Source organism: Pseudomonas sp. PD9R, from assembly GCF_019200975.1.
GTDB lineage: Bacteria > Pseudomonadota > Gammaproteobacteria > Pseudomonadales > Pseudomonadaceae > Aquipseudomonas.
This window is the reverse complement of the sequence record NZ_JAHTMR010000023.1, coordinates 17,978-40,706: the sequence shown is the minus strand read 5'-3', so window position 1 is coordinate 40,706 and position 22,729 is coordinate 17,978. Positions and strand designations below refer to the sequence as shown.

At 57.8% G+C, this 22,729-nt stretch carries 20 protein-coding genes; 6 read left to right on the top strand and 14 right to left on the bottom strand.

Translation table 11 applies throughout. From position 1 onward, the window contains the following. Positions 1 to 31: 31 nt before the first annotated feature. On the bottom strand, positions 32 to 1,099 hold the full coding sequence (locus KUF73_RS28550; protein WP_218441303.1) for a DUF2066 domain-containing protein: 1,068 nt from the start codon (positions 1,097 to 1,099) through the stop codon (positions 32 to 34). A 384-nt stretch (positions 1,100 to 1,483) separates the two neighbouring features. On the opposite strand from KUF73_RS28550, the gene purM reads away from it, so the two are divergent. Genes purM through KUF73_RS28535 form a run of 3 tightly spaced genes read left to right on the top strand, consistent with a single transcriptional unit; the run spans position 1,484 to position 3,914 of the window. Then, positions 1,484 to 2,542 (top strand): phosphoribosylformylglycinamidine cyclo-ligase, encoded by a 1,059-nt coding sequence (gene purM, locus KUF73_RS28545; protein ID WP_218441302.1) that lies wholly within the window; start codon positions 1,484 to 1,486, stop codon positions 2,540 to 2,542. Next, positions 2,542 to 3,192, top strand: a complete 651-nt coding sequence (purN, locus tag KUF73_RS28540; RefSeq protein ID WP_218441301.1) for a phosphoribosylglycinamide formyltransferase — start codon at positions 2,542 to 2,544, stop codon at positions 3,190 to 3,192. Before purM ends, purN begins: the two co-directional genes overlap by 1 nt. Before the next feature lie 8 nt (positions 3,193 to 3,200). Then, entirely contained in the window at positions 3,201 to 3,914 is a 714-nt protein-coding gene (locus KUF73_RS28535) for a DUF3108 domain-containing protein (protein WP_218441300.1), read from the top strand. 129 nt (positions 3,915 to 4,043) lie between these two features. On the opposite strand, the gene KUF73_RS28530 is transcribed toward KUF73_RS28535, so the two are convergent. Further along, positions 4,044 to 5,669, bottom strand: coding sequence for a methyl-accepting chemotaxis protein (locus KUF73_RS28530; protein WP_218441299.1), 1,626 nt, complete (start codon positions 5,667 to 5,669; stop codon positions 4,044 to 4,046). A gap of 188 nt (positions 5,670 to 5,857) precedes the next feature. Between KUF73_RS28530 and KUF73_RS28525 the strand changes: the two genes are divergently transcribed. Together KUF73_RS28525 and KUF73_RS28520 are read left to right on the top strand one after the other, a co-directional pair. Then, the gene (locus KUF73_RS28525; RefSeq protein WP_218441298.1) at positions 5,858 to 6,274 is read left to right on the top strand and encodes an OsmC family protein; all 417 of its coding nucleotides are present in this window, start codon (positions 5,858 to 5,860) and stop codon (positions 6,272 to 6,274) included. Positions 6,275 to 6,336: 62 nt separating this feature from the next. Next, positions 6,337 to 7,197, top strand: coding sequence for a pirin family protein (locus KUF73_RS28520; protein ID WP_218441297.1), 861 nt, complete (start codon positions 6,337 to 6,339; stop codon positions 7,195 to 7,197). 116 nt (positions 7,198 to 7,313) lie between these two features. On the opposite strand, the gene KUF73_RS28515 is transcribed toward KUF73_RS28520, so the two are convergent. From KUF73_RS28515 to KUF73_RS28500, 4 genes are all read right to left on the bottom strand, one after another. Beyond that, positions 7,314 to 8,042: a dienelactone hydrolase family protein gene (locus tag KUF73_RS28515; protein ID WP_218441296.1), complete on the bottom strand. Its 729-nt coding sequence runs from the start codon at positions 8,040 to 8,042 to the stop codon at positions 7,314 to 7,316. 67 nt (positions 8,043 to 8,109) lie between these two features. Continuing rightward, on the bottom strand, positions 8,110 to 10,014 hold the full coding sequence (gene htpG / locus KUF73_RS28510) for a molecular chaperone HtpG (protein ID WP_218441295.1): 1,905 nt from the start codon (positions 10,012 to 10,014) through the stop codon (positions 8,110 to 8,112). Between the two features lie 80 nt (positions 10,015 to 10,094). Beyond that, complete coding sequence (locus KUF73_RS28505) at positions 10,095 to 10,547, bottom strand: PaaI family thioesterase (RefSeq protein WP_218441294.1); 453 nt, start codon at positions 10,545 to 10,547, stop codon at positions 10,095 to 10,097. Beyond that, positions 10,544 to 11,020 carry a PaaI family thioesterase gene (locus KUF73_RS28500; RefSeq protein ID WP_218441293.1) on the bottom strand — a complete coding sequence of 159 codons (477 nt, stop codon included), beginning with the start codon at positions 11,018 to 11,020 and terminating at the stop codon, positions 10,544 to 10,546. Before KUF73_RS28500 ends, KUF73_RS28505 begins: the two co-directional genes overlap by 4 nt. A 160-nt stretch (positions 11,021 to 11,180) precedes the next feature. Here KUF73_RS28500 and KUF73_RS28495 point away from each other — a divergent pair, with 160 nt between their 5' ends. Further along, positions 11,181 to 11,417: a hypothetical protein gene (locus tag KUF73_RS28495; RefSeq protein WP_218441292.1), complete on the top strand. Its 237-nt coding sequence runs from the start codon at positions 11,181 to 11,183 to the stop codon at positions 11,415 to 11,417. Between the two features lie 79 nt (positions 11,418 to 11,496). Here the strand turns inward: KUF73_RS28495 and KUF73_RS28490 are convergent, their stop codons facing one another. The 8 genes from KUF73_RS28490 to KUF73_RS28455 all read right to left on the bottom strand — a co-directional run bounded on the left by KUF73_RS28490 (position 11,497) and on the right by KUF73_RS28455 (position 22,473). After that, the gene (locus tag KUF73_RS28490; RefSeq protein ID WP_218441291.1) at positions 11,497 to 11,898 is read right to left on the bottom strand and encodes an MAPEG family protein; all 402 of its coding nucleotides are present in this window, start codon (positions 11,896 to 11,898) and stop codon (positions 11,497 to 11,499) included. Then, the gene (locus KUF73_RS28485) at positions 11,898 to 12,635 is read right to left on the bottom strand and encodes a DUF599 domain-containing protein (protein WP_218441290.1); all 738 of its coding nucleotides are present in this window, start codon (positions 12,633 to 12,635) and stop codon (positions 11,898 to 11,900) included. The genes KUF73_RS28490 and KUF73_RS28485 overlap by 1 nt, the downstream gene beginning before the upstream one ends. 261 nt (positions 12,636 to 12,896) lie before the next feature. Then, positions 12,897 to 14,210, bottom strand: coding sequence for a branched-chain amino acid transport system II carrier protein (gene brnQ / locus KUF73_RS28480; protein ID WP_218441289.1), 1,314 nt, complete (start codon positions 14,208 to 14,210; stop codon positions 12,897 to 12,899). A gap of 381 nt (positions 14,211 to 14,591) precedes the next feature. Then, complete coding sequence (gene sucD, locus KUF73_RS28475) at positions 14,592 to 15,473, bottom strand: succinate--CoA ligase subunit alpha (protein WP_128608023.1); 882 nt, start codon at positions 15,471 to 15,473, stop codon at positions 14,592 to 14,594. Continuing rightward, positions 15,473 to 16,639 carry an ADP-forming succinate--CoA ligase subunit beta gene (sucC, locus tag KUF73_RS28470; protein ID WP_008148602.1) on the bottom strand — a complete coding sequence of 389 codons (1,167 nt, stop codon included), beginning with the start codon at positions 16,637 to 16,639 and terminating at the stop codon, positions 15,473 to 15,475. The genes sucD and sucC overlap by 1 nt, the downstream gene beginning before the upstream one ends. 196 nt (positions 16,640 to 16,835) lie before the next feature. Continuing rightward, positions 16,836 to 18,272 (bottom strand): dihydrolipoyl dehydrogenase, encoded by a 1,437-nt coding sequence (gene lpdA, locus KUF73_RS28465; RefSeq protein WP_218441288.1) that lies wholly within the window; start codon positions 18,270 to 18,272, stop codon positions 16,836 to 16,838. A gap of 106 nt (positions 18,273 to 18,378) precedes the next feature. Beyond that, a complete protein-coding gene (gene odhB, locus KUF73_RS28460; protein WP_218441287.1) occupies positions 18,379 to 19,599 on the bottom strand; it encodes a 2-oxoglutarate dehydrogenase complex dihydrolipoyllysine-residue succinyltransferase in 1,221 nt (406 codons plus the stop codon). A 42-nt stretch (positions 19,600 to 19,641) separates the two neighbouring features. Next, complete coding sequence (locus KUF73_RS28455; RefSeq protein WP_218441286.1) at positions 19,642 to 22,473, bottom strand: 2-oxoglutarate dehydrogenase E1 component; 2,832 nt, start codon at positions 22,471 to 22,473, stop codon at positions 19,642 to 19,644. Positions 22,474 to 22,729: the final 256 nt, after the last annotated feature.

Here is a 22,729-nt window from a genome sequence, read left to right as displayed (position 1 = left end):
CTCCATTGCTTCTATATAAAGAAAGAAAAACCTACCAGCGGAAATGCAACTGCGGTGTCGCTGCCGGAGCTGCCGGAGCTGGCGTTACGGCCGGGGTCGAACCGTCGACCGCTGGCTGAACCGGTGCCGCCGGGGCTGGGCTTGGCGCCGCCGCTACCTCCTGCAACTTCGCCAGCGACAACTGCGCACGCAATTGATCGGTGCTGCCATTGACCCGATACACGATCCGGTCGCCATCGACACTTTGCGGACGCCCGCTAAACGGCTCCAGCAAACGCCCGAGCGTCGCGTAACGCTCAAGATTCATGCCTTGCACTTCGAGCAACTGCGCCGACGAAGCCCCTGGCTTGGCGACGAATCGCGGTGCCAGTCGCTCGTTGACCGCCAGCATTACTGCGTCAGCCACGGCAGCCTGATCGGCGCCCTGCACGCTGCCGGCTTCTTTCTGATCGCCCAACCACAACCGCCACTTGGCTTGCCACTGGCCACCCTCTTCACGGGCATGCACCGCCAGCACAGCGTCGGCATTGTAACGTTCCGATGCGGCACGCAGCGGTGCCGGGTCGGCACTTTCAATATTCGGCGCAGTGGCGATGCCCTGTTCGCCGAGGTCTGCCAGCGGCAGACGCAGCGGCATTCCACGGTGTTGAGCGGCACGACGCAACGCTGTAGCACTGGCCTGGCCATCGCCCACCAGGCTTGAACCTTCGGTAGAGTCGTTCAACCACCAGCCCAGGATCGACGGCCGATTGGCGCCCCACATGGCCAGTCCGGCACGACGCAACGCCTGCTCGGTGGACGTCGGGTCGAAATCGACTTTCAGCACTTCCGGCGGCCCGGCATCAAATCCGTACTGGCTGATGATTTGTTGCGGGTCTTTGCGAATGGCGGCCAGTCCCGGATTTTGCGGCGCCTTGGGATCGCCCGTCAGGCGTAACACCAGCGTATCCAGCGCACGCTGGGTCGCTTGATCGCGCTCCTCCTGCGTCTGGCTGCTGACAGGCTCACGCACTTGATAAAGGCCTTTGACGGTTTCGGCATGGCTGGCCAGACTGACCAATGACAAACAGCCCACAAACAAGAATTTACAAAAACGCATGGAAGATTCCTGACGACAAGAGCGGCTGGAACAGACCGCATGAAGACGATCGAGCAAGGCTGTGACCATCGCCCGGCGCAAAACATTCACACGTCCTGAGTAAGTTTTCGCACTGTCATAACGATAGACGCTTAATGGCGATACCCTGCACAGGCGAGCAGGATGCCATCAACACAGGCCAAATACGGTTTTTTTAGGCGGATATGCCCCTGCCGTCGGCCTGAGGATGGCCGCTGCCCTTCAAGCCTGATAAAATCGCGCGCCTTCGCAGACCGGCAACAGCCGGGCACCTACGAATTTCGCGTGAGGCAATCGCCCACGTCGATTTCGGCGGTCCCGCTGAACTCGGTCGTTACCCAGAAATCCCCCCTAAAGGCCTGGATCATGAGCAAGCAACCCTCCCTGAGCTACAAGGACGCCGGTGTAGACATCGACGCCGGTGAAGCATTGGTCGAACGCATCAAGAGCGTCGCCAAGCGCACTGCGCGCCCGGAAGTCATGGGCGGCCTGGGCGGTTTTGGCGCCCTCTGCGAAATCCCGGCCGGCTACAAGCAGCCTGTGCTGGTCTCCGGTACTGACGGCGTCGGCACCAAGCTGCGCCTGGCACTGAACCTGAACAAGCACGACAGCATCGGCATCGACCTGGTTGCCATGTGCGTCAACGACCTGGTGGTGTGTGGCGCCGAGCCGCTGTTCTTCCTCGACTACTACGCCACCGGCAAACTGAACGTCGAAACCGCGACCCAGGTCGTGACCGGCATCGGCGCTGGCTGTGAACTGTCCGGCTGCTCCCTGGTCGGCGGCGAAACCGCTGAAATGCCTGGCATGTACGAAGGCGAAGACTACGACCTGGCCGGCTTCTGCGTTGGCGTCGTGGAAAAATCGGAAATCATCGACGGCTCCAAAGTGGCTGCCGGCGATGCCCTGCTCGCCCTGCCGTCTTCCGGTCCGCACTCCAACGGCTACTCGCTGATCCGCAAGATCATCGAAGTGTCCGGTGCCGACATCGAAAACACCCAGCTCGACGGCAAACTGCTGACCGACCTGCTGATGGCTCCAACCCGCATCTATGTGAAGCCACTGCTCAAGCTGATCAAGGAAACCGGCGCGGTCAAAGCCATGGCGCACATCACTGGTGGCGGCCTGCTGGACAACATCCCGCGCGTTCTGCCAAAAGGCGCTCAAGCCGTGGTTGACGTCGCGAGCTGGACCCGCCCGGCGGTGTTCGACTGGCTGCAAGAGAAAGGCAACGTCGACGAGAACGAAATGCACCGCGTCCTGAACTGCGGCGTAGGCATGGTCATCTGCGTTGCTCAAGAGCACGTGGAAACTGCCCTTAACGTTCTGCGCGAAGCCGGCGAGCAGCCTTGGGTCATCGGTCAGATCTCCACCGCAGCCGAAGGCGCGGCTCAGGTCGAACTGAAGAACCTCAAGGCTCACTGATGCCTAAGACCTGTGATGTCGTGGTGCTGCTGTCCGGCACCGGCAGTAACTTGCAGGCCTTGATCGACAGCACGCGGACCGGCGACAGCCCGGTCCGCATCGCTGCGGTGATTTCCAACCGCGCCGATGCCTACGGCCTGCAACGCGCCAGGGACGCGGGTATCGACACCCGCTCCCTGGATCACAAGGCTTTCGAAGGCCGCGAGGCTTTCGATGCCGCGCTGATCGAACTGATCGACGCTTTCAACCCCAAACTCGTGGTATTGGCCGGTTTCATGCGCATTCTCAGCGCTGACTTCGTGCGTCATTACCAGGGCCGCCTGCTCAACATCCATCCCTCGCTGCTGCCCAAATACAAAGGGTTACACACTCATCAGCGGGCGCTGGAGGCCGGCGACGCCGAACACGGCTGCTCCGTGCACTTCGTCACCGAGGAACTCGATGGCGGACCACTGGTCGTACAGGCAGTAATACCGGTAGAGTTGCACGACTCGCCGCAGAGTCTGGCGCAGCGGGTCCATGTTCAGGAACACCTGATCTACCCGATGGCCGTACGCTGGTTTGCCGAAGGCCGGTTATCACTCGGTGATCAAGGTGCTTTACTGGATGGACAGTTACTCGCGGCCAGCGGCCACTTGATTCGAACCTAGGAGATTTTATGCGTCGTGCCCTGCTCTTCGCTTGCGCTCTGCTCGCCTTGCCATTCGCGCAGGCCGCGGACCTTCAACCGTTCTCCGCCAGCTACACCGCCGACTGGAAGCAATTGCCCATGAGCGGCACCGCCGAACGCAGCCTGACCAAGGAAGCGAACGGTGTCTGGAAGCTCAGCTTCAAGGCTTCGATGATGATCGCCAGCCTCACTGAAGAAAGCACCCTGACCGTCGACAAAGACACTCTGCTGCCACAGTCCTATCACTTCGAACGGGGTGGTCTGGGCAAAGCCAAGAAGGCTGATCTGGACTTCGACTGGGCCGCCAAAAAGGTCACCGGCACCGACCGCGGCGATGCAGTCAATATCCCGCTCAATCGCGGCATGGTCGACAAATCCACCTATCAACTGGCGCTCCAGCATGATGTCGCCGCCGGCAAGAAAAGCATGAGCTATCAGGTCGTCGATGATGGCGAAGTCGATACCTACGACTTCCGTGTGCTGGGCTCCGAAAAAGTCGACACCAAGGCTGGCCAGATCGACGCGATCAAGGTCGAGCGCGTGCGCGACCCGACACAAAGCAAGCGCACCACTGTGCTGTGGTTCGCCAAGGATTGGGATTATCTGCTGGTCCGTCTGCAACAGGTCGAAAACGACGGCAAGGAGTACAACATCATGCTCCTTGACGGCAAGGTCAACGGCAAAGCCGTTAAAGGCAGCTGATCTGCAACACGAAGAAGCCCCGCAATTGCGGGGCTTTTTTTGCATCAAAAGATCGCAGCCTGCAGCAGCACCTCATGTAGGAGCTGCCGTAGGCTGCGATCTTTTGATCTTAAAACTGAAAATCGTCAATCAGACCGAGAAGCGCGCCACCAGCGTGTTCAGGTCCACCGCCAACCGCGACAATTCCTGACTCGCCGCACTGGTCTGATTCGCCCCGGCCGAGCTTTGCAACGCCAGGTCACGGATATTGGTCAGGTTGCGATCCACTTCCCGCGCTACCGCCGCCTGCTCCTCGGAGGCACTGGCGATCACCGTGTTGCGCTCGTTGATCAAGGTGAACGCAGACGCGATGTCCTCCAGTGCAATACCTGCGGCCTTCGCCACTTCCAGAGTCGAACGGGCCCGTGTGTTGCTCTGCTGCATCGAGCTGACCGCCGAATCGGTGCCCTGCTGGATGCCCGCAATCATCTGTTCGATTTCCCGGGTCGACTGCTGAGTCCGGTATGCCAGGGCGCGCACTTCATCGGCTACCACCGCAAACCCGCGGCCGGCATCCCCGGCTCTTGCTGCTTCAATGGCGGCATTCAACGCCAGCAGATTGGTCTGCTCGGCAATCGAGCGGATCACGTCCAGCACCTTGCTGATGCCATACACCTTTTGCGCCAGGTCTTCGACCTGCGAGGCATTGGCGGTGACATCATCGGCCAGCGACTCAATGGAAAGAACGGTCTGATGTACTTGCTCGCGACCATGCTGGGCGATGCGGTCAGATTCGCGCGACGCTTCGGACGTGGCCACGGCATTGCTTGCCACTTCCTCCACTGCCGCCGTCATCTGATTGACCGCCGTGGCCGCCTGATCGATTTCCATGCTCTGCTGATGCAAACCACGCGTCGCGTCTTCGGTCACGCAACTGAGTTCTTCCGAGGCTGAAGCCAATTGGCTGGACGAGTCGGAAATGCGTTGAATGGTTTCGCGCAGACTCTGCTGCATGCTCTTGAGCGCGTGCAACAGCCGCGCCGGCTCATCGCTGCCGGTGATGTTGATAACGCCGGTCAGATCGCCACCCGCGACCACCTCCGCCACGCTCAGCGATTGCGACAGCGGCACCACGATGCTGCGGGTCAGCAATAGCGCCAGGCCGATGGTAATCAGCGCCGTCAAACCGACCATGACTCCAACCCAGACTCGTGACTGGTTGAACACCTGCCGGCCCGCCTCGGTCGCCAGGTTGGCGTTGTGCTTATTCAGCTCGACCAACGCCTTGAGGGTCACGGTGATCTCATCGGCCAAGGGGTTCATCTCGCCATTCAGAACGGCAGCCGCCTCATCCACCCGTCCTTGGGTGGCCGACGTCATGACCTGACTCTGCAATTGCAGGTACTGCTGCTCCTGGGCCTTGAAACGATCGAACAGCACGCGTTCCTCGGGCAACACGATCAGCGCGTCGTAACGGTGCTGAGCGTCACCAAGGACGCTTTTGAGCTCGTTGAGTTTGCTGACGTTTTGCGCCTGCGCCTGTGAGTCGCGATTGATCAGCAGGCGCATGGTCAGGGCCCGCAACCGCAACATGTCCTGATTCATTTCCCCAACCGCCATGACACTGGGCAGCCAGTTGTCATCAACCTGATCGGCCTGGGCACGCATGTTCGACATTTGCAGCAGGGCGAATGCCCCCAGAGCAAACACCATCAATGCCAGCAGGCCAAAACCCAGGCTCGCACGCGGCGCGATATTCAGACTTCTGATACTCATGTGCTCGGTTCCTTCCAACAAAAAGCTGCATCTACCCTGCAGCGGGTTCTCCTTGGGGATTGTAAGACGAAAAAATGATATTAAAACGCTACGAGACACAAAGGTGGAACGCGCAACCGGCGCAATGCTCTATACCTTCAAGGTCTTTTTTGACCGAACGATTTTTCCTGCTGCCTGCGAGGTTTCCCATGACTGTTACCGTCAACACCGTTTCCGCCGAAGGTCTTCGTCACACCGTCCAGATCGATGACCATGAATTATTTGCCGACGCCCCGATCTCTGCTGGCGGCGAAGGCAGCGCGCCAGAACCTCACGACTATTTCGACGCTGCACTGGGTGCCTGCAAAGCGCTTACCCTGAAGATGTATGCGAAGAAGAAAGACATCCCGCTGACCGGCGTGGGCGTCGAGGTTAAACGCGACAACAGCCAGGAACAGAAAGGTAAGTACGCACTGCACGTTAAACTCACCCTCAAGGGCGTACTCACCGATGCCCAGCGTGACGAGTTGCATCGCGTGGCCGACCGTTGCCCCATCCACAAATTGATGACCACCAGCGAAGTCAGCATCGAAACCCATTTGTCCGAAGGCGCCTTCAGCCAATAGCGGCAAGGCTTACGCAGGCGGGTTATGCTCGAACGCATCACCCGCTCAGCCTGGAATGCACCATGAACACTCCGCTCGTGATTCGCCCCCGCGCCGAAGATGTCGAAGGCCAGCCGATTCTTCGCCCGTTGCCGTCAGCCAAATGCCGCAGCGTCGGGCCATTCGTGTTTTTCGATCACATGCTGGAAACCCGCTATCCGGCGGGCAAAGGCATGAATATTCGCCAACATCCGCACATCGGTCTTTCGACCTTGACTTATCTGTTCCAGGGGCAGATCCAGCACAAGGACAGCCTCGGCTCCGATCAGGTGGTAAACACCGGTGACGTCAGCTGGATGACCGCCGGCAGCGCAATTGCCCACGTCGAGCGCACGCCAGAAGCGCTTAAAGAAAGCGGTTTCACAATGCATGGTTTGCAGATCTGGCTGGCGTCACCCAAAGAACATGAGCAAAGTCCAGGACACTACAGCCACCATCCTGCGAGCACGTTGCCAGTCAGCGAAAACCTTGGAGTGAAGATCCGGATGATTGCCGGGTCCGGCTTTTGCCTCAAATCGCCAGTGCCAGTGCTTTCGCCTACGTTGTACGCGGAATTGAACCTGCAAACGGCAACGACCTTGCTGATTCCCACCGAACATGAAGAACGGGCGTTGTACGTCTTGAGCGGCGAGGTGCAACTGGATGGTGAGTCGATAGAGCCACATTCACTGGTGGTACTGCCGGCCGGGAAGGAAATGACCTTGTTCGCCGACAGCGATTGTCATGCCGTGCTGTTTGGCGGCGCAGCACTGGATGGCCCGCGACGGATCAACTGGAATTTTGTGGCAAGCGATCCGGCAGCAATCGATGAAGCCCGCCGGCGCTGGGCGGCCGGGGATTGGCCGACGGTGCCGGGGGAAAGCGAGCGGATTGAATTGCCTTAGGGCAGAAATCAAAAGATCGCAGCCTCGTTGCACTCGACAGCGCCTACAGGGAAACGCATTTTTCTGTAGGAGCTGTCGAGTGCAACGAGGCTGCGATCTTTTGATCTTGAGGACAATCAGCCCTTGAACACTTCATCCAGCAAGTTATGCATCGACGTAAACGCCCGCGCAGCCACCTTCGCGTCGTACATCATCATGCCCGGCACGTTCGCATGCGGATCCGTGAACGAGTGGAACGCACCGCCGTAGCTCAGCAATTGCCAATCCACACCCGCCACATTCATCTCATCTTCGAACGCCGGCAGTTGCTCTTTCGGCACCAACGGATCGGAGGCGCCGTGCAGCACCAGCACCGAGCCTTTGATGTTTTTCGCATCGGCCGGATTCGGTGTATCGAGTGTGCCGTGGAACGACACAGCCGCCTTCAACGGTGCACCGGTACGAGCGAACTCCAGCGCGCAGCAACCACCGAAACAGAAACCGAATGTCGCCAGCTTGTTGGTATCAACCGCCACTTCGCCTTGGCTTTGCAGTTGCTCAAACGCCACTTGCATGCGCTTGCGCAGCAACGGGCGGTCATTCTTCAACGGCATCATTGCTGCGCCGGCTTCATCGTTGTTCTGTGGACGAACCGATTGCCCGTAGAGGTCGGCGATCAACACGACGTAGCCCTTGGCTGCCACCGACTTGGCGATCTCCTCGGCACCCGCGCTGACACCCATCCAGTTGGGCGCCATCAACAAACCCGGACGCGGGCCTTTATGGTCGGCATCGAAGGCCAGACGGCTTTCGTAGGACTGGCCGTCGATTTGATAGGCAACGGAACGTACGGTGATTTGGCTCATTTCTGACTCCTGATTTTTAAACACCAGAATGAAAAAACCCGCCGAAGCGGGTTTTTCTACAACGCAGTTAAGCCGAGAGCTCAACCAATAGCTTGTTCAGACGACGAACATACGCCGCTGGGTCCTTCAAGCTGTCGCCGGCGGCCAGGGCCGCTTGATCGAAGAGGATGTGCGACAGGTCGCCGAAGCGCTCGTCGCTCTGCTCGTTGTCGAGCTTCTCGATCAGTGGGTGAGCCGGGTTGAATTCGAAAATCGGCTTCGAATCCGGAACCTTCTGCCCGCTGGCCTCGAGGATCTGGCGCATTTGCAGACCCAGGTCCTGCTCACCGATAGCCAGAATCGCCGGGGAGTCGGTCAGACGATGGGAAACCCGTACTTCAGCAACAGATTCGCCCAGTGCAGTTTTCAGGCGTTCGACCAAACCTTCTTTGGACTTGGCGACTTCTTCAGCGGCTTTCTTGTCCTCTTCCGAGTCCAGGTTGCCCAGGTCCAGGTCACCGCGTGCCACGTCGACAAAGCTCTTGCCGTCGAAATCGTTGAGGTAGCTCATCAGCCACTCGTCGATGCGGTCGGTCAGCAGCAGCACTTCGATGCCTTTCTTGCGGAAGACTTCCAGGTGCGGGCTGTTTTTGACTTGCGCGTAGGTTTCGCCAGTCAGGAAGTAGATCTTGTCCTGACCTTCCTTGGCGCGAGCCAGGTATTCGGTCAGACCGACAACTTGCTCGCCTTCGTCACCGTTGGTCGATGCGAAACGCAGCAGGCCGGCAATTTTCTCTTTGTTGGCGAAATCTTCTGCCGGGCCTTCTTTCATGACCTGACCGAAGTTTTTCCAGAAGCCTTTGTATTGCTCAGGCTCGTTCTTCGCCAGTTTTTCCAGCATGTCCAGAACGCGCTTGGTCAGCGCCGACTTCATGGAGTCGATGATCGGGTCTTTCTGCAGGATTTCCCGCGACACGTTCAGCGACAGGTCGTTGGAATCGACCACGCCTTTGATGAAGCGCAAGTACAGCGGCAGGAACGACTCGGCCTGGTCCATGACGAACACACGCTGCACGTACAGCTTCAGGCCTTTCGGCGCTTCACGCTGATACAGGTCGAACGGAGCACGGGCCGGCACGTACAACAGCGAGCTGTATTCCAGCTTGCCTTCGACCTTGTTGTGGCTCCAGCTCAGCGGGTTTTCGAAATCATGGGCGATGTGCTTGTAGAACTCCTGGTATTCCTCGTCCTTCACTTCAGTGCGAGGGCGAGTCCACAGGGCACTGGCACGGTTGACGGTTTCCCATTCGACGGCCGGTTGCTCTTCGCCTTCAGCGGCGGCCACTTCTTTCGGCAACTCGATCGGCAAAGCGATGTGGTCCGAGTACTTCTTGATGATGTTACGCAGGCGCCAGCCATCGGCGAATTCGTCTTCACCCGACTTCAGGTGCAGGACAATGCGCGTGCCGCGGTCGGCTTTTTCAACGGTGGCAACTTCGAAATCACCTTCACCCTTGGACGACCAGTGCACGCCTTCGCTCGCCGCATCGCCGGCACGACGGCTGAACACGTCGACTTTGTCCGCAACGATGAATGCGGAATAGAAACCGACACCGAACTGACCGATCAGGTGCGAATCCTTCTTCTGATCGCCCGACAGGTGCTTCATGAAGTCGGCGGTGCCGGACTTGGCGATGGTGCCCAGATGGGTGATCGCCTCTTCGCGGTTCATGCCGATGCCGTTGTCTTCGAGGGTGACGGTTTTCGCGTCCTTGTCGAAGCTCACACGGATTTTAAGTTCGGCGCCACCTTCCAGCAGCTCTGGCTTGGCCAAGGCTTCGAAACGTAATTTATCAACAGCGTCAGAGGCGTTCGAGATCAATTCGCGAAGGAAAATTTCCTTGTTGGAATACAGCGAATGGATCATGAGGTGCAGCAGTTGCTTCACCTCGGTCTGGAAGCCCAGGGTTTCCTTTTGAGTTTCCACACTCATGGTCATCAAACTCCAATCAGATGGCTAAGCCACGACCTTAAGGGTCGACGGCGGGATGTCATCAGAGTTGGGGGCTGCGTTCAGGATTTCAAGGGCTCCTCAAGTTTGAAATGCGCCCGGGCGGTGGCAATGGGCTCACCTTCGGTGCTTTGCCAGGCTGTAATCGCCACGTTGGCGACCCGCCGTCCCTGCCGGCAAACCTGGCATCGAGCCCAGGTATCGCGGAATTGCCCGGCACGCAGGTAGTCGAGGGAGAAGTCGATAATCTTCGGCACGCTCGGCGAACCGGTGGAGACCAGCAGGTGCATTGCCGCGGCCAGCTCCATGAAACCGGCAATCACGCCGCCATGGATGGCCGGCAGTAAGGGGTTACCGATGTTGTCCTTGTTGGCTGGCAAACGAAACAGCAACTCGTCTCCCACTCGCGAACATTCGACGCCAATCAATTTGGCATAAGGAATCAAATCCAGCAGCGCGGCGTAGTCGCCCCGCTCATGGGCCTGTTGCAGTCGGTCCTGGATCGAATCGGTCATTTCCCGCCTCCGGCGATGACGCCACCAAAGCCTTTGGTGCCCTTGACGCCCTTGCCCATGCGCATGAATGTGCCCACCACGTGAGCGATGGGTTGCTCAGGATCGTCCTGATAGGCAAAACCACGGGCGAAGATCACATCGGTGGTCACGCGGTAGCACTGGGCGAAACCGTAGACATCTTTATGGGGTTCGGCGGCATGCATGTAGTCGATGCGCAAGTCGAGGGTCGGGCAGACTTCGAACTCCGGCAGCACGCAGAGGGTGGACATGCCACAGGCGGTGTCCATCAGTGAAGTCAGTGCACCGCCGTGAATCACACCAGTTTGCGGGTTGCCGACGATCGCCAGGCTGTAGGGCAAAACGACGGTCAGCCCTTCGCTGCTGGCGCTGTGAACCCGCAGCCCTAGCACCTGACAATGGCGTAATGCTGAGAGAAATCGCGTTGCACGCTCAAAAACGGGGTTTTCAGCCATTTGATAAAAACTCTTATTTAATATCTAAGTAATGCAGTAGCCATCCCGGAAAAAGTTCCGCCTTAGAACAAACTTATATATCTGAACGATTTGAGGAACTTAACCCTGACGGCTGCGCTCGAAAGGCCAGTAAGATATTTTCCATCAGGAGAAACACCCCATGCGTAAGACTTTAGCTATTGCCTTGATGTTGACCGCTTCCCTCGGTCTCGCAGCCTGCGATAAAAAATCCGAGGACAAAGCTCAAGATGCTACCAAACATGCTGAGCAAGCTCAGCAAGACATGAGCAAAGCTCAGGATAAAGTGAACGACGCGGCGAAAGAAAACGCCGAAGCCGCCAAAGATCAGGCTGAATCGAACGAAGCTGCGGCAAAAGAAGCCGCACCTAAAAACTAAGACGGTTTTTAGCGCAATAAAAGAAAACCCGCCAAGTGCGGGTTTTCTTTTATCTGCCGTTTTGATCGGCCTTTCAGCGTTAGAGCAAAATCGTTCGAAAAGTCGGACTAATCATCAGCAACAGCGAACAGATTAAACCCACCAGCCAGACCAGACTGCGTTGCCAGGTCAGATCTTTCCAGTAACACAGCAAATAGATAATTCGCGAAATCACGAAGATGATCGCCAGCAAATCAATGAGCCATCCCGCCGTCTGCGTGGTGTGCGCCATCAACACACCCACCGAAAATAATATGAAGGCTTCAAAACTGTTCTGATGTGCGGCCACCGCGCGGGCGCCTAATCCGGTAAGTTGCGCCTGCTGTTGGCGCGGCAGGTGATTGTTGTAGCCCCCCTGCTCTTTCATCGCTGTGCTCACGGGCATGCGAGCTACGTAAATCAGCACAGCACTGATAAACACACACCAGAACGGAATACTCATCAAGCGACCTCTTTGATCACCTCAGGCAACGGCGCCTCTGTAGGGGTATAGACCATTACGTCGAGTACGTCGGAGTGAAACTCACGGCGATACAACACCAGCACCACACCCGTACTCATCAACATGAACAGCCAGGGGCTGACGAACCAGGCCAGCATGGTCATGCCGAAGTAATAGGAGCGCAGGCCAAAGTTGAACTGGTTGGCCGCCATGGAGATGACCCGAGCCGCCCGGGCTGCAAAGGCTTTACGCTCCTGCTCGGAGACATGACGCTCACCGACCATCGGTGCCGAACCGACCAGAATGGCCGCAAAGTTGTACTGACGCATGCACCAACTGAACGTGAAGAACGCGTAGACAAATACCAGCGCCAGGCACAGCAACTTGATTTCCGACATCCCTTGGGAAGCCTGTTGCACCATCGGGATATCCGCCAACAACGACACCGCCCTCTCCGATGCCCCGAGTACCGTGAGGATACCGGCCAGGATGATCAACGTGCTGGAGGCGAAGAATGAAGCGTTGCGCTCAAGGTTGCCAATTACGCTGGCGTCGGCGATGCGGTTATCGCGCAGCAGCATGCGACGCATCCAGTCCTCACGGTACAGGTGCAATACGCTGGCAAGGCATGCGGTGTCGCGGCCCTTCCATGTCGCATAACGGGTGTAACCGCCCCAGCAGATGACGAACCAGAGTGCGGCAAGGAGATGGATCAGGTTGGCTTGAATGAACGACATGCAGGACCTTGTGAGACGTTGGCGAAGGTAAACCTGTAGGAGCGAGCTTGCTCGCGAAGGTCGTAAACGATCAAGCGTGCTGCCTGGATGAACATATCGCACTAACGTTCATCGCGAGCAAGCTCGCTCCTACAGGCAGTGCTTCGACGTTAGTTCAAGGAAAAAGACACTGCCTCATGCCCATGAAAAATGCCCCGTATCGATTGATACGGGGCATTTCTGTTTCTGCCTGTCCGGGCCGCTTATGGCGGGCCGACAGCGTTAAGCCAGCGCTTCGGCCCGCTTACCCAGCAAGCGATCGCAAACCACAGCGACCACCAAGGTCATCACCGACGGCACAAGCCACGCCAACCCTTGCTCGCTCAGTGGCAGGTGGGACATTTGGGCCGGCATCCACTCTGCCAGACCCGCTCCCTTGAGGGCATCGATCAGACCGAAGATGAACGACACAAGCATCACCGGACCAACGATGCGGCCCTGCTCATGCCAGAAGTCTTTACAGAAGCTCAGAGCCACCAGGGCAATGCACGGCGGGTAAATCGCGGTCAGCACCGGGATCGAGAACGCAATCAGCTTGGTGAGGCCCAGATTGGACACCAGCAAGGAAAACGCGGCCAGGATAATGACCAGAGTCTTGTAGGACAGTGGCAGCACACGGCTGAAGTATTCGGCGCAGGCACAGGTGAGGCCGACCGCCGTGACCAGGCATGCCAGAGAAATCAGCACCGCAAGAAAACCGCTGCCCAGCGAACCGAAGGTGTGTTGTACGTAGGCGTGCAGCACCGCTGCGCCGTTGGTGGCGCCGGCGGCCACTTCATGGCTGCCCGAACCAAGACGGAACAGGCTGACGTAAACCAGCGCCAGGCCCACACCAGCGATAAGACCGGCAATGATCGCGTAACGGGTGATCAGCGCTGGTGACTCGACGCCACGAGAACGAATGGCGTTGACGATGACGATGCCGAACACCAGTGCGCCAAGGGTATCCATGGTCAGGTAACCATTGATGAAGCCCTGGGAGAACGGTGCCGCCACGTACTCAGGCGTTGCATGACCGATGTCACCGGCCGGCAAGGCAAACGCGGCGATGCCGAGAGCGGCCAGGGCGATAATCTTCAGCGGTGCGAGGAAACGTCCTACCGTATCCAGCAAACGGCCTGGATAAAGCGAGATGAAGAACACCAGCAGGAAGTACACCGAGCTATAAAGGAACAGTGCCAGTGGGCTTTCGCCGGTCAATGGTGCCAGACCTACTTCGAACGACACGGTTGCAGTGCGCGGAGTCGCGAACAGCGGGCCGACAGCGAGGTAGCACGCAGCTGCCAGCAAGCCACCGGCGATCTTGCCGATCGGGCTGCTCAGCGCATCCATCGCACCACCGACCTTGGCCAGCGCCACGACAGTGACCACCGGCAGACCGACAGCAGTGATCAGGAAGCCTAGCGCCGCCATCCAGACGTGAGGCCCGGACTGCAACCCGACGATAGGCGGGAAGATGATGTTGCCGGCCCCGACGAACAGGGCAAACGTCATAAAACCAAGTGCCAGGATGTCCTGACCTTTCAACACTTTCATTAAGGAAATACCACACTACTGAATCGGAATTTAGAGAGGGATTTCCCTATGGGTGAGGGAAATGCTGCCGGTCCGTATAGGACTGACCCGTTTAGCGCGTAGCAACCTTGTGGGCTGCGGACGCAAAAATGGTGCGTAGACTAACGAATTTGGCCTGATAACGCACTGTTAGAGGGCGAACATTCCGATCTACGACATTTCCGTGTCGCGTTTACATAATAGAAAATCAAAAGATCGCAGCCTGCGGCAGCTCCTACATGAGACCGTGTTTCATGTAGGAGCTGCCGCAGGCTGCGATCTTTTGATCTTTTTATCTTCGGAAACGACAAAGGCCACCCGAAGGTGGCCTTTGTTTGGTAAAGCGTCAGCTAAGCGCGAGGCTTACTTGACAGCCCAACCAGTCAGCTCGGCCAGGGCCTTGCCGATGTCTGCCAGCGAACGCACGGTTTTAACGCCTGCGTCTTGCAGAGCAGCGAATTTCTCGTCTGCAGTGCCTTTGCCGCCAGAGATGATTGCGCCAGCATGGCCCATGCGCTTGCCCGGAGGAGCAGTCACACCAGCGATGTAGGAAACAACCGGCTTGGTCACGTGTGCCTTGATGTAGGCAGCCGCTTCTTCTTCAGCCGAACCGCCGATCTCGCCGATCATGACGATCGCTTCAGTCTTCGGGTCTTCCTGGAACAGCTTCAGGATGTCGATGAAGTTCGAACCCGGGATCGGGTCACCGCCGATGCCGACGCAAGTCGACTGACCGAAACCGGCGTCAGTAGTCTGCTTAACAGCTTCGTAGGTCAGGGTGCCGGAACGGGAAACGATACCGACCTTGCCTGGCAGGTGAATGTGACCTGGCATGATGCCGATCTTGCATTCGCCTGGAGTGATCACGCCTGGGCAGTTAGGGCCGATCAGGACAATGCCCAGCTCGTCGCAAACTACTTTGGCATCCAGCATGTCCAGGGTAGGAATGCCTTCGGTGATGCAGACGATCAGCTTGATGCCGCCGAAAGCAGCTTCCAGGATCGAGTCTTTGCAGAAAGGAGCCGGAACGTAGATCACGCTGGCGGTAGCGCCAGTGGCAGCTACAGCGTCTTTCACGGTGTTGAACACTGGCAGACCCAGGTGCTCGGTACCGCCTTTACCAGGAGTAACGCCACCAACCATCTTGGTGCCGTATTCGATGGCTTGCTGGGTGTGGAAACTACCTTGCGAACCGGTAATACCCTGGCAGATAACTTTGGTGTCTTTATTGATCAGGACGCTCATTACTTGCCCTCCGCAGCTTTAACAACTTGTTGAGCAGCGTCGGTCAGGCTGGTAGCAGCGATGATGTTCAAACCGCTTTCTGCCAGTACTTTAGCGCCCAGTTCAGCGTTGTTGCCTTCAAGACGAACAACAACCGGGATTTTCACGCCGACTTCTTTCACAGCGCCGATGATGCCTTCGGCAATCATGTCGCAACGAACGATGCCGCCGAAGATGTTGACCAATACTGCAGCGACGTTAGTGTCGGACAGGATGATCTTGAACGCTTCGGTAACGCGTTCTTTGGTAGCACCGCCGCCCACGTCGAGGAAGTTGGCTGGTTTACCGCCATGCAGGTTGACGATGTCCATGGTACCCATGGCCAGGCCAGCACCGTTGACCATGCAACCGATGTTGCCTTCCAGAGCTACGTAGTTCAGTTCGAACTTGGCAGCGTGCGCTTCGCGCGGATCGTCTTGCGACGGATCGTGGAAAGTCTTCAGCTTAGGCTGACGGTACATGGCGTTGGCGTCGATGTTGATCTTGGCGTCGAGGCAGTGCAGATCGCCGTCAGCCTTGATCACCAGCGGGTTCACTTCCAGCAGAGCCAGGTCGTGATCCTTGAACAGTTTGGCCAGACCTACGAAGATCTTGGCGAACTGAGCAACTTGCTTGCCTTCCAGGCCCAGCTGGAATGCCAGCTCGCGCCCCTGGAATGGCTGAGCGCCAACCAGTGGATCGATAGTGGCTTTCAGAATTTTTTCTGGAGTGTCGTGAGCGATTTTCTCGATGTCCACGCCACCTTCGGTGGAAGCCATGAACACGATGCGACGGCTCGAACGGTCAACGACAGCGCCCAGGTACAGCTCTTTAGCGATATCAGTGCACGATTCAACCAGGATCTTGGTGACTGGCTGACCATTGGCATCAGTCTGGTAAGTCACCAGACGCTTGCCCAACCACTGTTGAGCGAATGCTTTGGCGTCTTCTTTGCTGCGAACCAGCTTAACGCCGCCCGCTTTACCGCGACCACCAGCGTGGACCTGGGCTTTGACAACCCACTCGGTGCCACCGATTTTGTCGCAAGCTTCTGCTGCTGCTTCCGGGGTGTCTACGGCGAAACCCTGGGATACTGGCAGGCCGTACTCAGCGAACAGCTGCTTACCCTGATACTCGTGAAGATTCATGCTTATTACCGTCTTCGTTAGGTACTGCGCATTCGGTGCTGCACTTGTTCAAGTGCCGCACCACCTGTGACTGCTGCTTGCGTAGCCTTTCCGGACAACCGGTGCAGCTACGCAAGACTGCGTCCAGCGGATATTCCGCGGTGAGTCTTGCATGCAAGGCTCACGACGGGCCATACCGCCGTGGTTTCTTATTGTCTTAACGCTTCTTGCGGTTGGCGATGTGAATGGCGCCGCCATTCACTGCCAGAGCTGCTTCGTGCAAGGCTTCGGACAGGGTCGGATGGGAGAAAACCATCATGCCCAGGTCTTCAGCACTAGTGCCGAATTCCATACCGATTGCGCCCTGCTGTACCAGTTCTGCAGCGCTCGGGCCAATCACGTGGACGCCCAATACACGGTCAGTCTTGGCATCTGCGATGACCTTGACGAAACCACCGGTATCGTTGGCGGCCATGGCGCGGCCGGAAGCTGCGAACGGGAAGGTGCCGACGTTAACTTCTACACCTTCAGCTTTCAAGGTCTGCTCGGTTTTACCAACCCACGCGATTTCCGGGTGAGTATAAATAACCGAAGGGATCAAGTCATAGTTCATCTGGGCTTTGTGGCCCTTGATGCGCTCGACAACCATGATGCCCTCTTCCGAGGCTTTGTGCGCCAGCATCATGCCACGAACCACGTCACCAATGGCGTAGACGCCCGGTACGGTGGTCGCGCAGTGGTCGTCAACGTGCACGAAACCACGCTCGTCGAGGGTCACGCCGCAATCGGCAGCCAGCAGATCAGTGGTCACCGGACGGCGACCAACGGCTACGATCAGCTTGTCGAAAGTGATGTTCTGTTCGCCGTTGGCATCGGTGTAGTTCACAACGACTTCGTCGCCGTTCACTTTGGAACCGGTCACACGAGCGCCCAGCTTGATGTCCAGACCCTGTTTGGTCAGGGTTTTCAGCGCTTCCTTGGAAACAGCTGCGTCGGCGGCCATCAGGAACGTGTCCAGGGCTTCCAGAACAGTCACTTCTGCGCCCAGACGGGACCAGACCGAACCCAGTTCCAGACCGATCACGCCAGCGCCGATAACGCCCAGACGTTTTGGTACGGTTTGGAATTCCAGCGCGCCGGTGGAATCGACGATCACATTCTGGTCGACCGGAGCCGGTGGAATGTCGATCGGACGCGAACCTGGGGCCAGGATAACGTTTTCGGCTTCGATGATTTCAACCGAACCGTCAGGCTTGGTGACTTCGACTTTCTTGCCGGCCAGCAATTTGCCGTGGCCCTGGATCGAAGTAACGCCGTTGGCCTTGAACAAGGTCGCAACGCCGGAAGTCAGGCCTTTGACGATGTTGGCTTTACGGCCGACCATTGCTGGCACGTCCATGGTCACGCCAGCGTGGTTGATACCGTGGATCGCGAAGCCTTCTTTGGCTTCCTTGTATTTCCAGGAGCTGTCCAGCAGCGCCTTGGAAGGAATGCAGCCGACGTTCAGGCAAGTACCGCCAAGGGCCAGTTTGTCTTCCTTGTCGGTGTACTTCTCGATGCAGGCAGTGGTGAGGCCCAGTTGCGCTGCTTTGATGGCAGCTACGTAGCCGCCAGGGCCCGCGCCGATCACTACTACGTCAAATTTCTGAGTCATAAAAGGTTTCCTTTTAGCAACAAGCTACAAGCCGCAAGCTGCAAGCATGAAACCCGCTCGCTCGCTTTGAGCTAGGGGCTTGCAGCTTGCAGCTTGCCGCTGCTTTTTAGATATCCAGAAGAAGACGAGCCGGGTCTTCCAGCAGGTTCTTGATGGTAACCAGGAAGGTCACAGCTTCTTTGCCATCGATCAGGCGGTGATCGTAGGACAGTGCCAGGTACATCATCGGACGGATAACGACCTGACCGTTGATCGCCATAGGACGCTGCAGAATGTTGTGCATGCCCAGGATGGCCGCTTGCGGCGGGTTGACGATCGGAGTCGACATCATCGAACCGAAGGTACCACCGTTGGTGATGGTGAACGTACCACCGGTCATATCTTCCATCGACAGTTTGCCGTCACGGGCTTTCTTGCCGAAAGTGGCGATGCCGCCTTCGATTTCAGCCAGGCTCATCAGTTCGGCGTTACGCAGAACCGGTACAACCAGACCGCGATCGCTGGAAACCGCTACACCGACGTCAGCGTAGCCGTGGTAAACGATGTCAGCACCGTCGATCGACGCGTTCACAGCCGGGAAGCGTTTCAGCGCTTCGGTGGCCGCTTTCACGAAGAACGACATGAAGCCCAGGCGCACGCCATTGTGGGACTTCTCGAACAGGTCCTTGTACTTCGAACGCAGGGCCATGACTTCAGTCATGTCGACTTCGTTGAAAGTGGTCAGCATCGCCATGTTCGACTGAGCTTCAACCAGACGCTCGGCAACCTTGGCACGCAGGCGAGTCATCGGAACGCGTTTTTCAACGCGGTCGCCGGCAGCGAATACCGGAGCAGCAGCGGCAGGAGCAGCAGCCTTGGCAGGCGCGGCAGTCGGAGCGGCTTTCTTGGCAGCAACGGCTGCAACCACGTCTTCCTTGGTCACACGGCCGCCTTTGCCGGTACCGGCAACGGAAGCGATGTTGATGCCGTTTTCTTCAGCCAGCTTGCGAGCAGCCGGTGCAGCAACAGGATCGTCTTCGCCTTCAGCCGCAGGCGCAGCAGCTTGAGCAGCGGCGGCCGGAGCAGCAGCGGCTGGAGCGGCAGCAGCACTGCCGGCTTCGATGGAGCCCAGGAGTTCGTCGGACAGAACGGTGTCGCCTTCGTTCTTGACGATAGCGCCCAGCACGCCGTCAGCGGTGGCCAACACTTCCAGTACGACTTTATCGGTCTCGATGTCGACGATCAGCTCATCACGCTTGACGGCGTCGCCTGGTTTTTTGTGCCAGGTGGCAACGGTGCCATCGGCAACCGATTCCGGGAAAGTGGGGGCTTTGATTTCGATAGCCATTATCTGTGGGTCCTTAAATTCGGTTTCAGGTGCGCGAAGGCGTTAAACAGTAAAGGCGTCTTGCAGCAGTTTTTCCTGCTGCTCGGCGTGCATCGATGCGTAACCGCATGCAGGTGCAGCAGAGGCATCACGGCCCGCGTACTCGAGTACGAGAGACTTGTTGTGATTACCAACGATGCGACGCATGTGGTGCTGACTGCAGTACCAGGCGCCCTGGTTCATCGGCTCTTCCTGACACCAAACGATATGTTTGAGGTTGGTATAAGGAGCCAGGACTTCGTTCAAGTCGTCCTCAGGGAACGGATACAACTGCTCGATACGCACGATGGCGATATCGTCACGGCCTTCGGCACGGCGTTTTTCCAGCAGGTCGTAGTAGACCTTGCCGCTACACAGAACAATGCGCTCGACCTTTTTCGGGTCTTGGGCATCGATTTCCGGAATAACGGTCTGGAAGGAACCTTCGGCCAGATCTTCCAGAGTCGAGATGGCCAGCTTGTGACGCAGCAACGACTTCGGAGTCAGGACTACCAGTGGTTTGCGCAGCGGGCGAATCACCTGACGGCGCAGCAAGTGGTAGATCTGAGCTGGCGTCGTTGGCAAGCACACCTGAATATTGTGCTCGGCGCACAGCTGCAGGTAACGCTCCAGACGAGCCGAGGAGTGCTCCGGCCCCTGACCTTCATAACCGTGCGGCAGCAGCATGGTCAGACCGCACAGACGGCCCCACTTGTGCTCGCCACTGGTGATGAACTGGTCGATAACCACTTGGGCACCGTTGGCGAAGTCGCCGAACTGGGCTTCCCAGATCACCAGCGCATCCGGCGTGGTGGTCGAGTAGCCGTATTCGAACGCCAGTACGGCTTCTTCGGACAGGAACGAATCGTACAGGTCGAAACGTGGCTGACCGTCGTACAGGTGCTGCAGCGGGATGTAGGTGCCCGCGTCTTTCTGGTTGTGCAAGACCGCATGACGGTGCGAGAACGTACCGCGGCCGATGTCCTGGCCGGTCATGCGAATCGGGTGACCTTCGAACGCCAGGGTCGCGTACGCCATGGTTTCAGCGTAACCCCAGTTGATCGGCAGGCCACCGGCTTGCATCTTCTGACGGTCTTCGTAGATCTTGGCAACCTGGCGCTGAACCACGAAGCCTTCCGGAATTTCCAGCAGCTTGGCAGACAGTTCCTGCAAGGTTTTCAGATCGAAACGAGTGTCGTGACGTGCAGTCCAGGCGTGACCCAGGTACGGACGCCAGTCCACGAACAGCTCTTTGTTCGGTTCTTTGACCAGGCTTTTCACTACGTGCAGACCGTTGTCCAGCGCGTTGCGATATTCATCGATTTTCGCTTGAACACGCTCAACATCCAGCACACCGCTCTGGGTCAGACGATCGGCATACAGTTCACGGGTAGTGCGCTGCTTGGCGATCTGCTGATACATCAGAGGCTGAGTACCGCTTGGCTCGTCGGCCTCGTTGTGGCCACGACGACGGTAGCAGAACATATCGATCACCACGTCACGCTTGAACTGCATGCGGTAGTCGATAGCCAGCTGGGTCACGAACAATACGGCTTCCGGATCATCGCCATTCACATGGAGGATCGGCGCCTGGATCATTTTCGCCACGTCGGTCGCGTACTCGGTAGAGCGGGCGTCCAGCGGGTTGCTGATGGTGAAACCAACCTGGTTGTTGATCACGATGTGCACGGTGCCGCCGGTTTTGAAACCGCGGGTCTGCGACATCTGGAAGGTTTCCATGACCACGCCCTGACCGGCGAATGCCGCGTCACCGTGGATGGAGATCGGCAGAACCTTTTCACCGGTAGGGTCGTTACGACGATCCTGACGGGCACGCACCGAACCCTCGACCACTGGAGAAACGATTTCCAGGTGAGACGGGTTGAAGGCCATGGCCAGGTGAACTTCACCGCCGGTGGTCATGACGTTGGACGAGAAGCCCTGGTGGTATTTAACGTCACCGGAACCGAGCTCGACCTTCTTCTTGCCTTCGAACTCGTCGAACAGCTCGCGCGGGTTCTTGCCGAAGGTGTTGACCAGCACGTTCAGACGGCCACGGTGGGCCATGCCGATGACGATTTCCTTGGTGCCGTAGGAACCGGAACGCTGGATCAGCTCGTCGAGCATTGGAATCAGGCTCTCGCCGCCTTCCAGACCGAAACGCTTGGTACCCGGGTACTTGGTGCCCAGGTATTTCTCCAGGCCTTCACCCGCGGTAACACGCTCGAGCAAGTGGCTCTTGATGTCGGCGGAGTACGTCGGACGACCGCGCACGCTTTCCAGACGCTGCTGGAACCACTGGCGCTGCTCGGAATCGGTGATGTGCGTAAATTCAGCGCCGATGGTGCGGCAATATGTCTGCTGCAACGCTTCGTGAATTTCGCGTAGGCTCGCTTCCTCTTTGCCGATGAACAGGTCGCCGGCACGGAAGGTCGTATCAAGATCGGCATTGGTCAAGCCGTAATGATTGATCGACAGGTCTGCAGGTGCAGGACGCTGCCACAGTCCCAGCGGGTCAAGCTGGGCTGCCTGGTGGCCACGCATACGGTAGGCCTGGATCAATCGCAGCACTTCAACTTGCTTCTTCTCGTGCTCACTGCTCACGCTGCCGGCCGAAACCGGTTGAGCGCGGCGCTGGTTCTTTGCCAGCAGCACGAAATGATCGCGAATTGTCGAGTGCGAAACATCGGTGGCAGAGTTGCCGTCAGCAGGCAACTTCTGGAAGTAGGTGCGCCACTCTTCTGGCACAGCGTTAGGGTCGTGCAGGTAGAGCTCGTAGAGCTCTTCCACATAGGCAGCGTTACTACCGGACAGGTAGGCGCTGTTCCACATGCGCTGCATCACGCTTTCTTGCATGCTTGGTCACCCTCGGTTAGGGGAACACCACCGGCGTCGACACCGAGCAAACTTGCAGAAGTCCGAATGCAGCGACCAAAACAAGCCACTTAGGATCACGCTGATAGTCCGGGTACCAGCCCGGATGCCCCTGCTTGTCTCATTTCTTCAAAATAAGAGCGGCAGCCTTATGGGCTACTGCTCAGGTTAAAACTACGGCGCCGGTTGAAGCCTGCGCCGTAGCATCTACGGGTACAGCGGTTCTACGGGTACAGCA

Coding starts and splice junctions, on each gene's coding strand:
- KUF73_RS28535 (WP_218441300.1), top strand. CDS start 3,201: ATGCGTCGTGCCCTGCTCTTCGCTTGCGCTCTGCTCGCCTTGCCATTC.
- lpdA (WP_218441288.1), bottom strand. CDS start 18,272: ATGACTCAGAAATTTGACGTAGTAGTGATCGGCGCGGGCCCTGGCGGC.
- purN (WP_218441301.1), top strand. CDS start 2,542: ATGCCTAAGACCTGTGATGTCGTGGTGCTGCTGTCCGGCACCGGCAGT.
- KUF73_RS28490 (WP_218441291.1), bottom strand. CDS start 11,898: ATGAGTATTCCGTTCTGGTGTGTGTTTATCAGTGCTGTGCTGATTTAC.
- KUF73_RS28505 (WP_218441294.1), bottom strand. CDS start 10,547: ATGACCGATTCGATCCAGGACCGACTGCAACAGGCCCATGAGCGGGGC.
- sucC (WP_008148602.1), bottom strand. CDS start 16,639: ATGAATCTTCACGAGTATCAGGGTAAGCAGCTGTTCGCTGAGTACGGC.
- brnQ (WP_218441289.1), bottom strand. CDS start 14,210: ATGAAAGTGTTGAAAGGTCAGGACATCCTGGCACTTGGTTTTATGACG.
- KUF73_RS28550 (WP_218441303.1), bottom strand. CDS start 1,099: ATGCGTTTTTGTAAATTCTTGTTTGTGGGCTGTTTGTCATTGGTCAGT.
- htpG (WP_218441295.1), bottom strand. CDS start 10,014: ATGAGTGTGGAAACTCAAAAGGAAACCCTGGGCTTCCAGACCGAGGTG.
- KUF73_RS28525 (WP_218441298.1), top strand. CDS start 5,858: ATGACTGTTACCGTCAACACCGTTTCCGCCGAAGGTCTTCGTCACACC.
- odhB (WP_218441287.1), bottom strand. CDS start 19,599: ATGGCTATCGAAATCAAAGCCCCCACTTTCCCGGAATCGGTTGCCGAT.
- KUF73_RS28500 (WP_218441293.1), bottom strand. CDS start 11,020: ATGGCTGAAAACCCCGTTTTTGAGCGTGCAACGCGATTTCTCTCAGCA.
- KUF73_RS28515 (WP_218441296.1), bottom strand. CDS start 8,042: ATGAGCCAAATCACCGTACGTTCCGTTGCCTATCAAATCGACGGCCAG.
- KUF73_RS28495 (WP_218441292.1), top strand. CDS start 11,181: ATGCGTAAGACTTTAGCTATTGCCTTGATGTTGACCGCTTCCCTCGGT.
- KUF73_RS28485 (WP_218441290.1), bottom strand. CDS start 12,635: ATGTCGTTCATTCAAGCCAACCTGATCCATCTCCTTGCCGCACTCTGG.
- purM (WP_218441302.1), top strand. CDS start 1,484: ATGAGCAAGCAACCCTCCCTGAGCTACAAGGACGCCGGTGTAGACATC.
- sucD (WP_128608023.1), bottom strand. CDS start 15,473: ATGAGCGTCCTGATCAATAAAGACACCAAAGTTATCTGCCAGGGTATT.
- KUF73_RS28520 (WP_218441297.1), top strand. CDS start 6,337: ATGAACACTCCGCTCGTGATTCGCCCCCGCGCCGAAGATGTCGAAGGC.
- KUF73_RS28455 (WP_218441286.1), bottom strand. CDS start 22,473: ATGCAAGAAAGCGTGATGCAGCGCATGTGGAACAGCGCCTACCTGTCC.
- KUF73_RS28530 (WP_218441299.1), bottom strand. CDS start 5,669: ATGAGTATCAGAAGTCTGAATATCGCGCCGCGTGCGAGCCTGGGTTTT.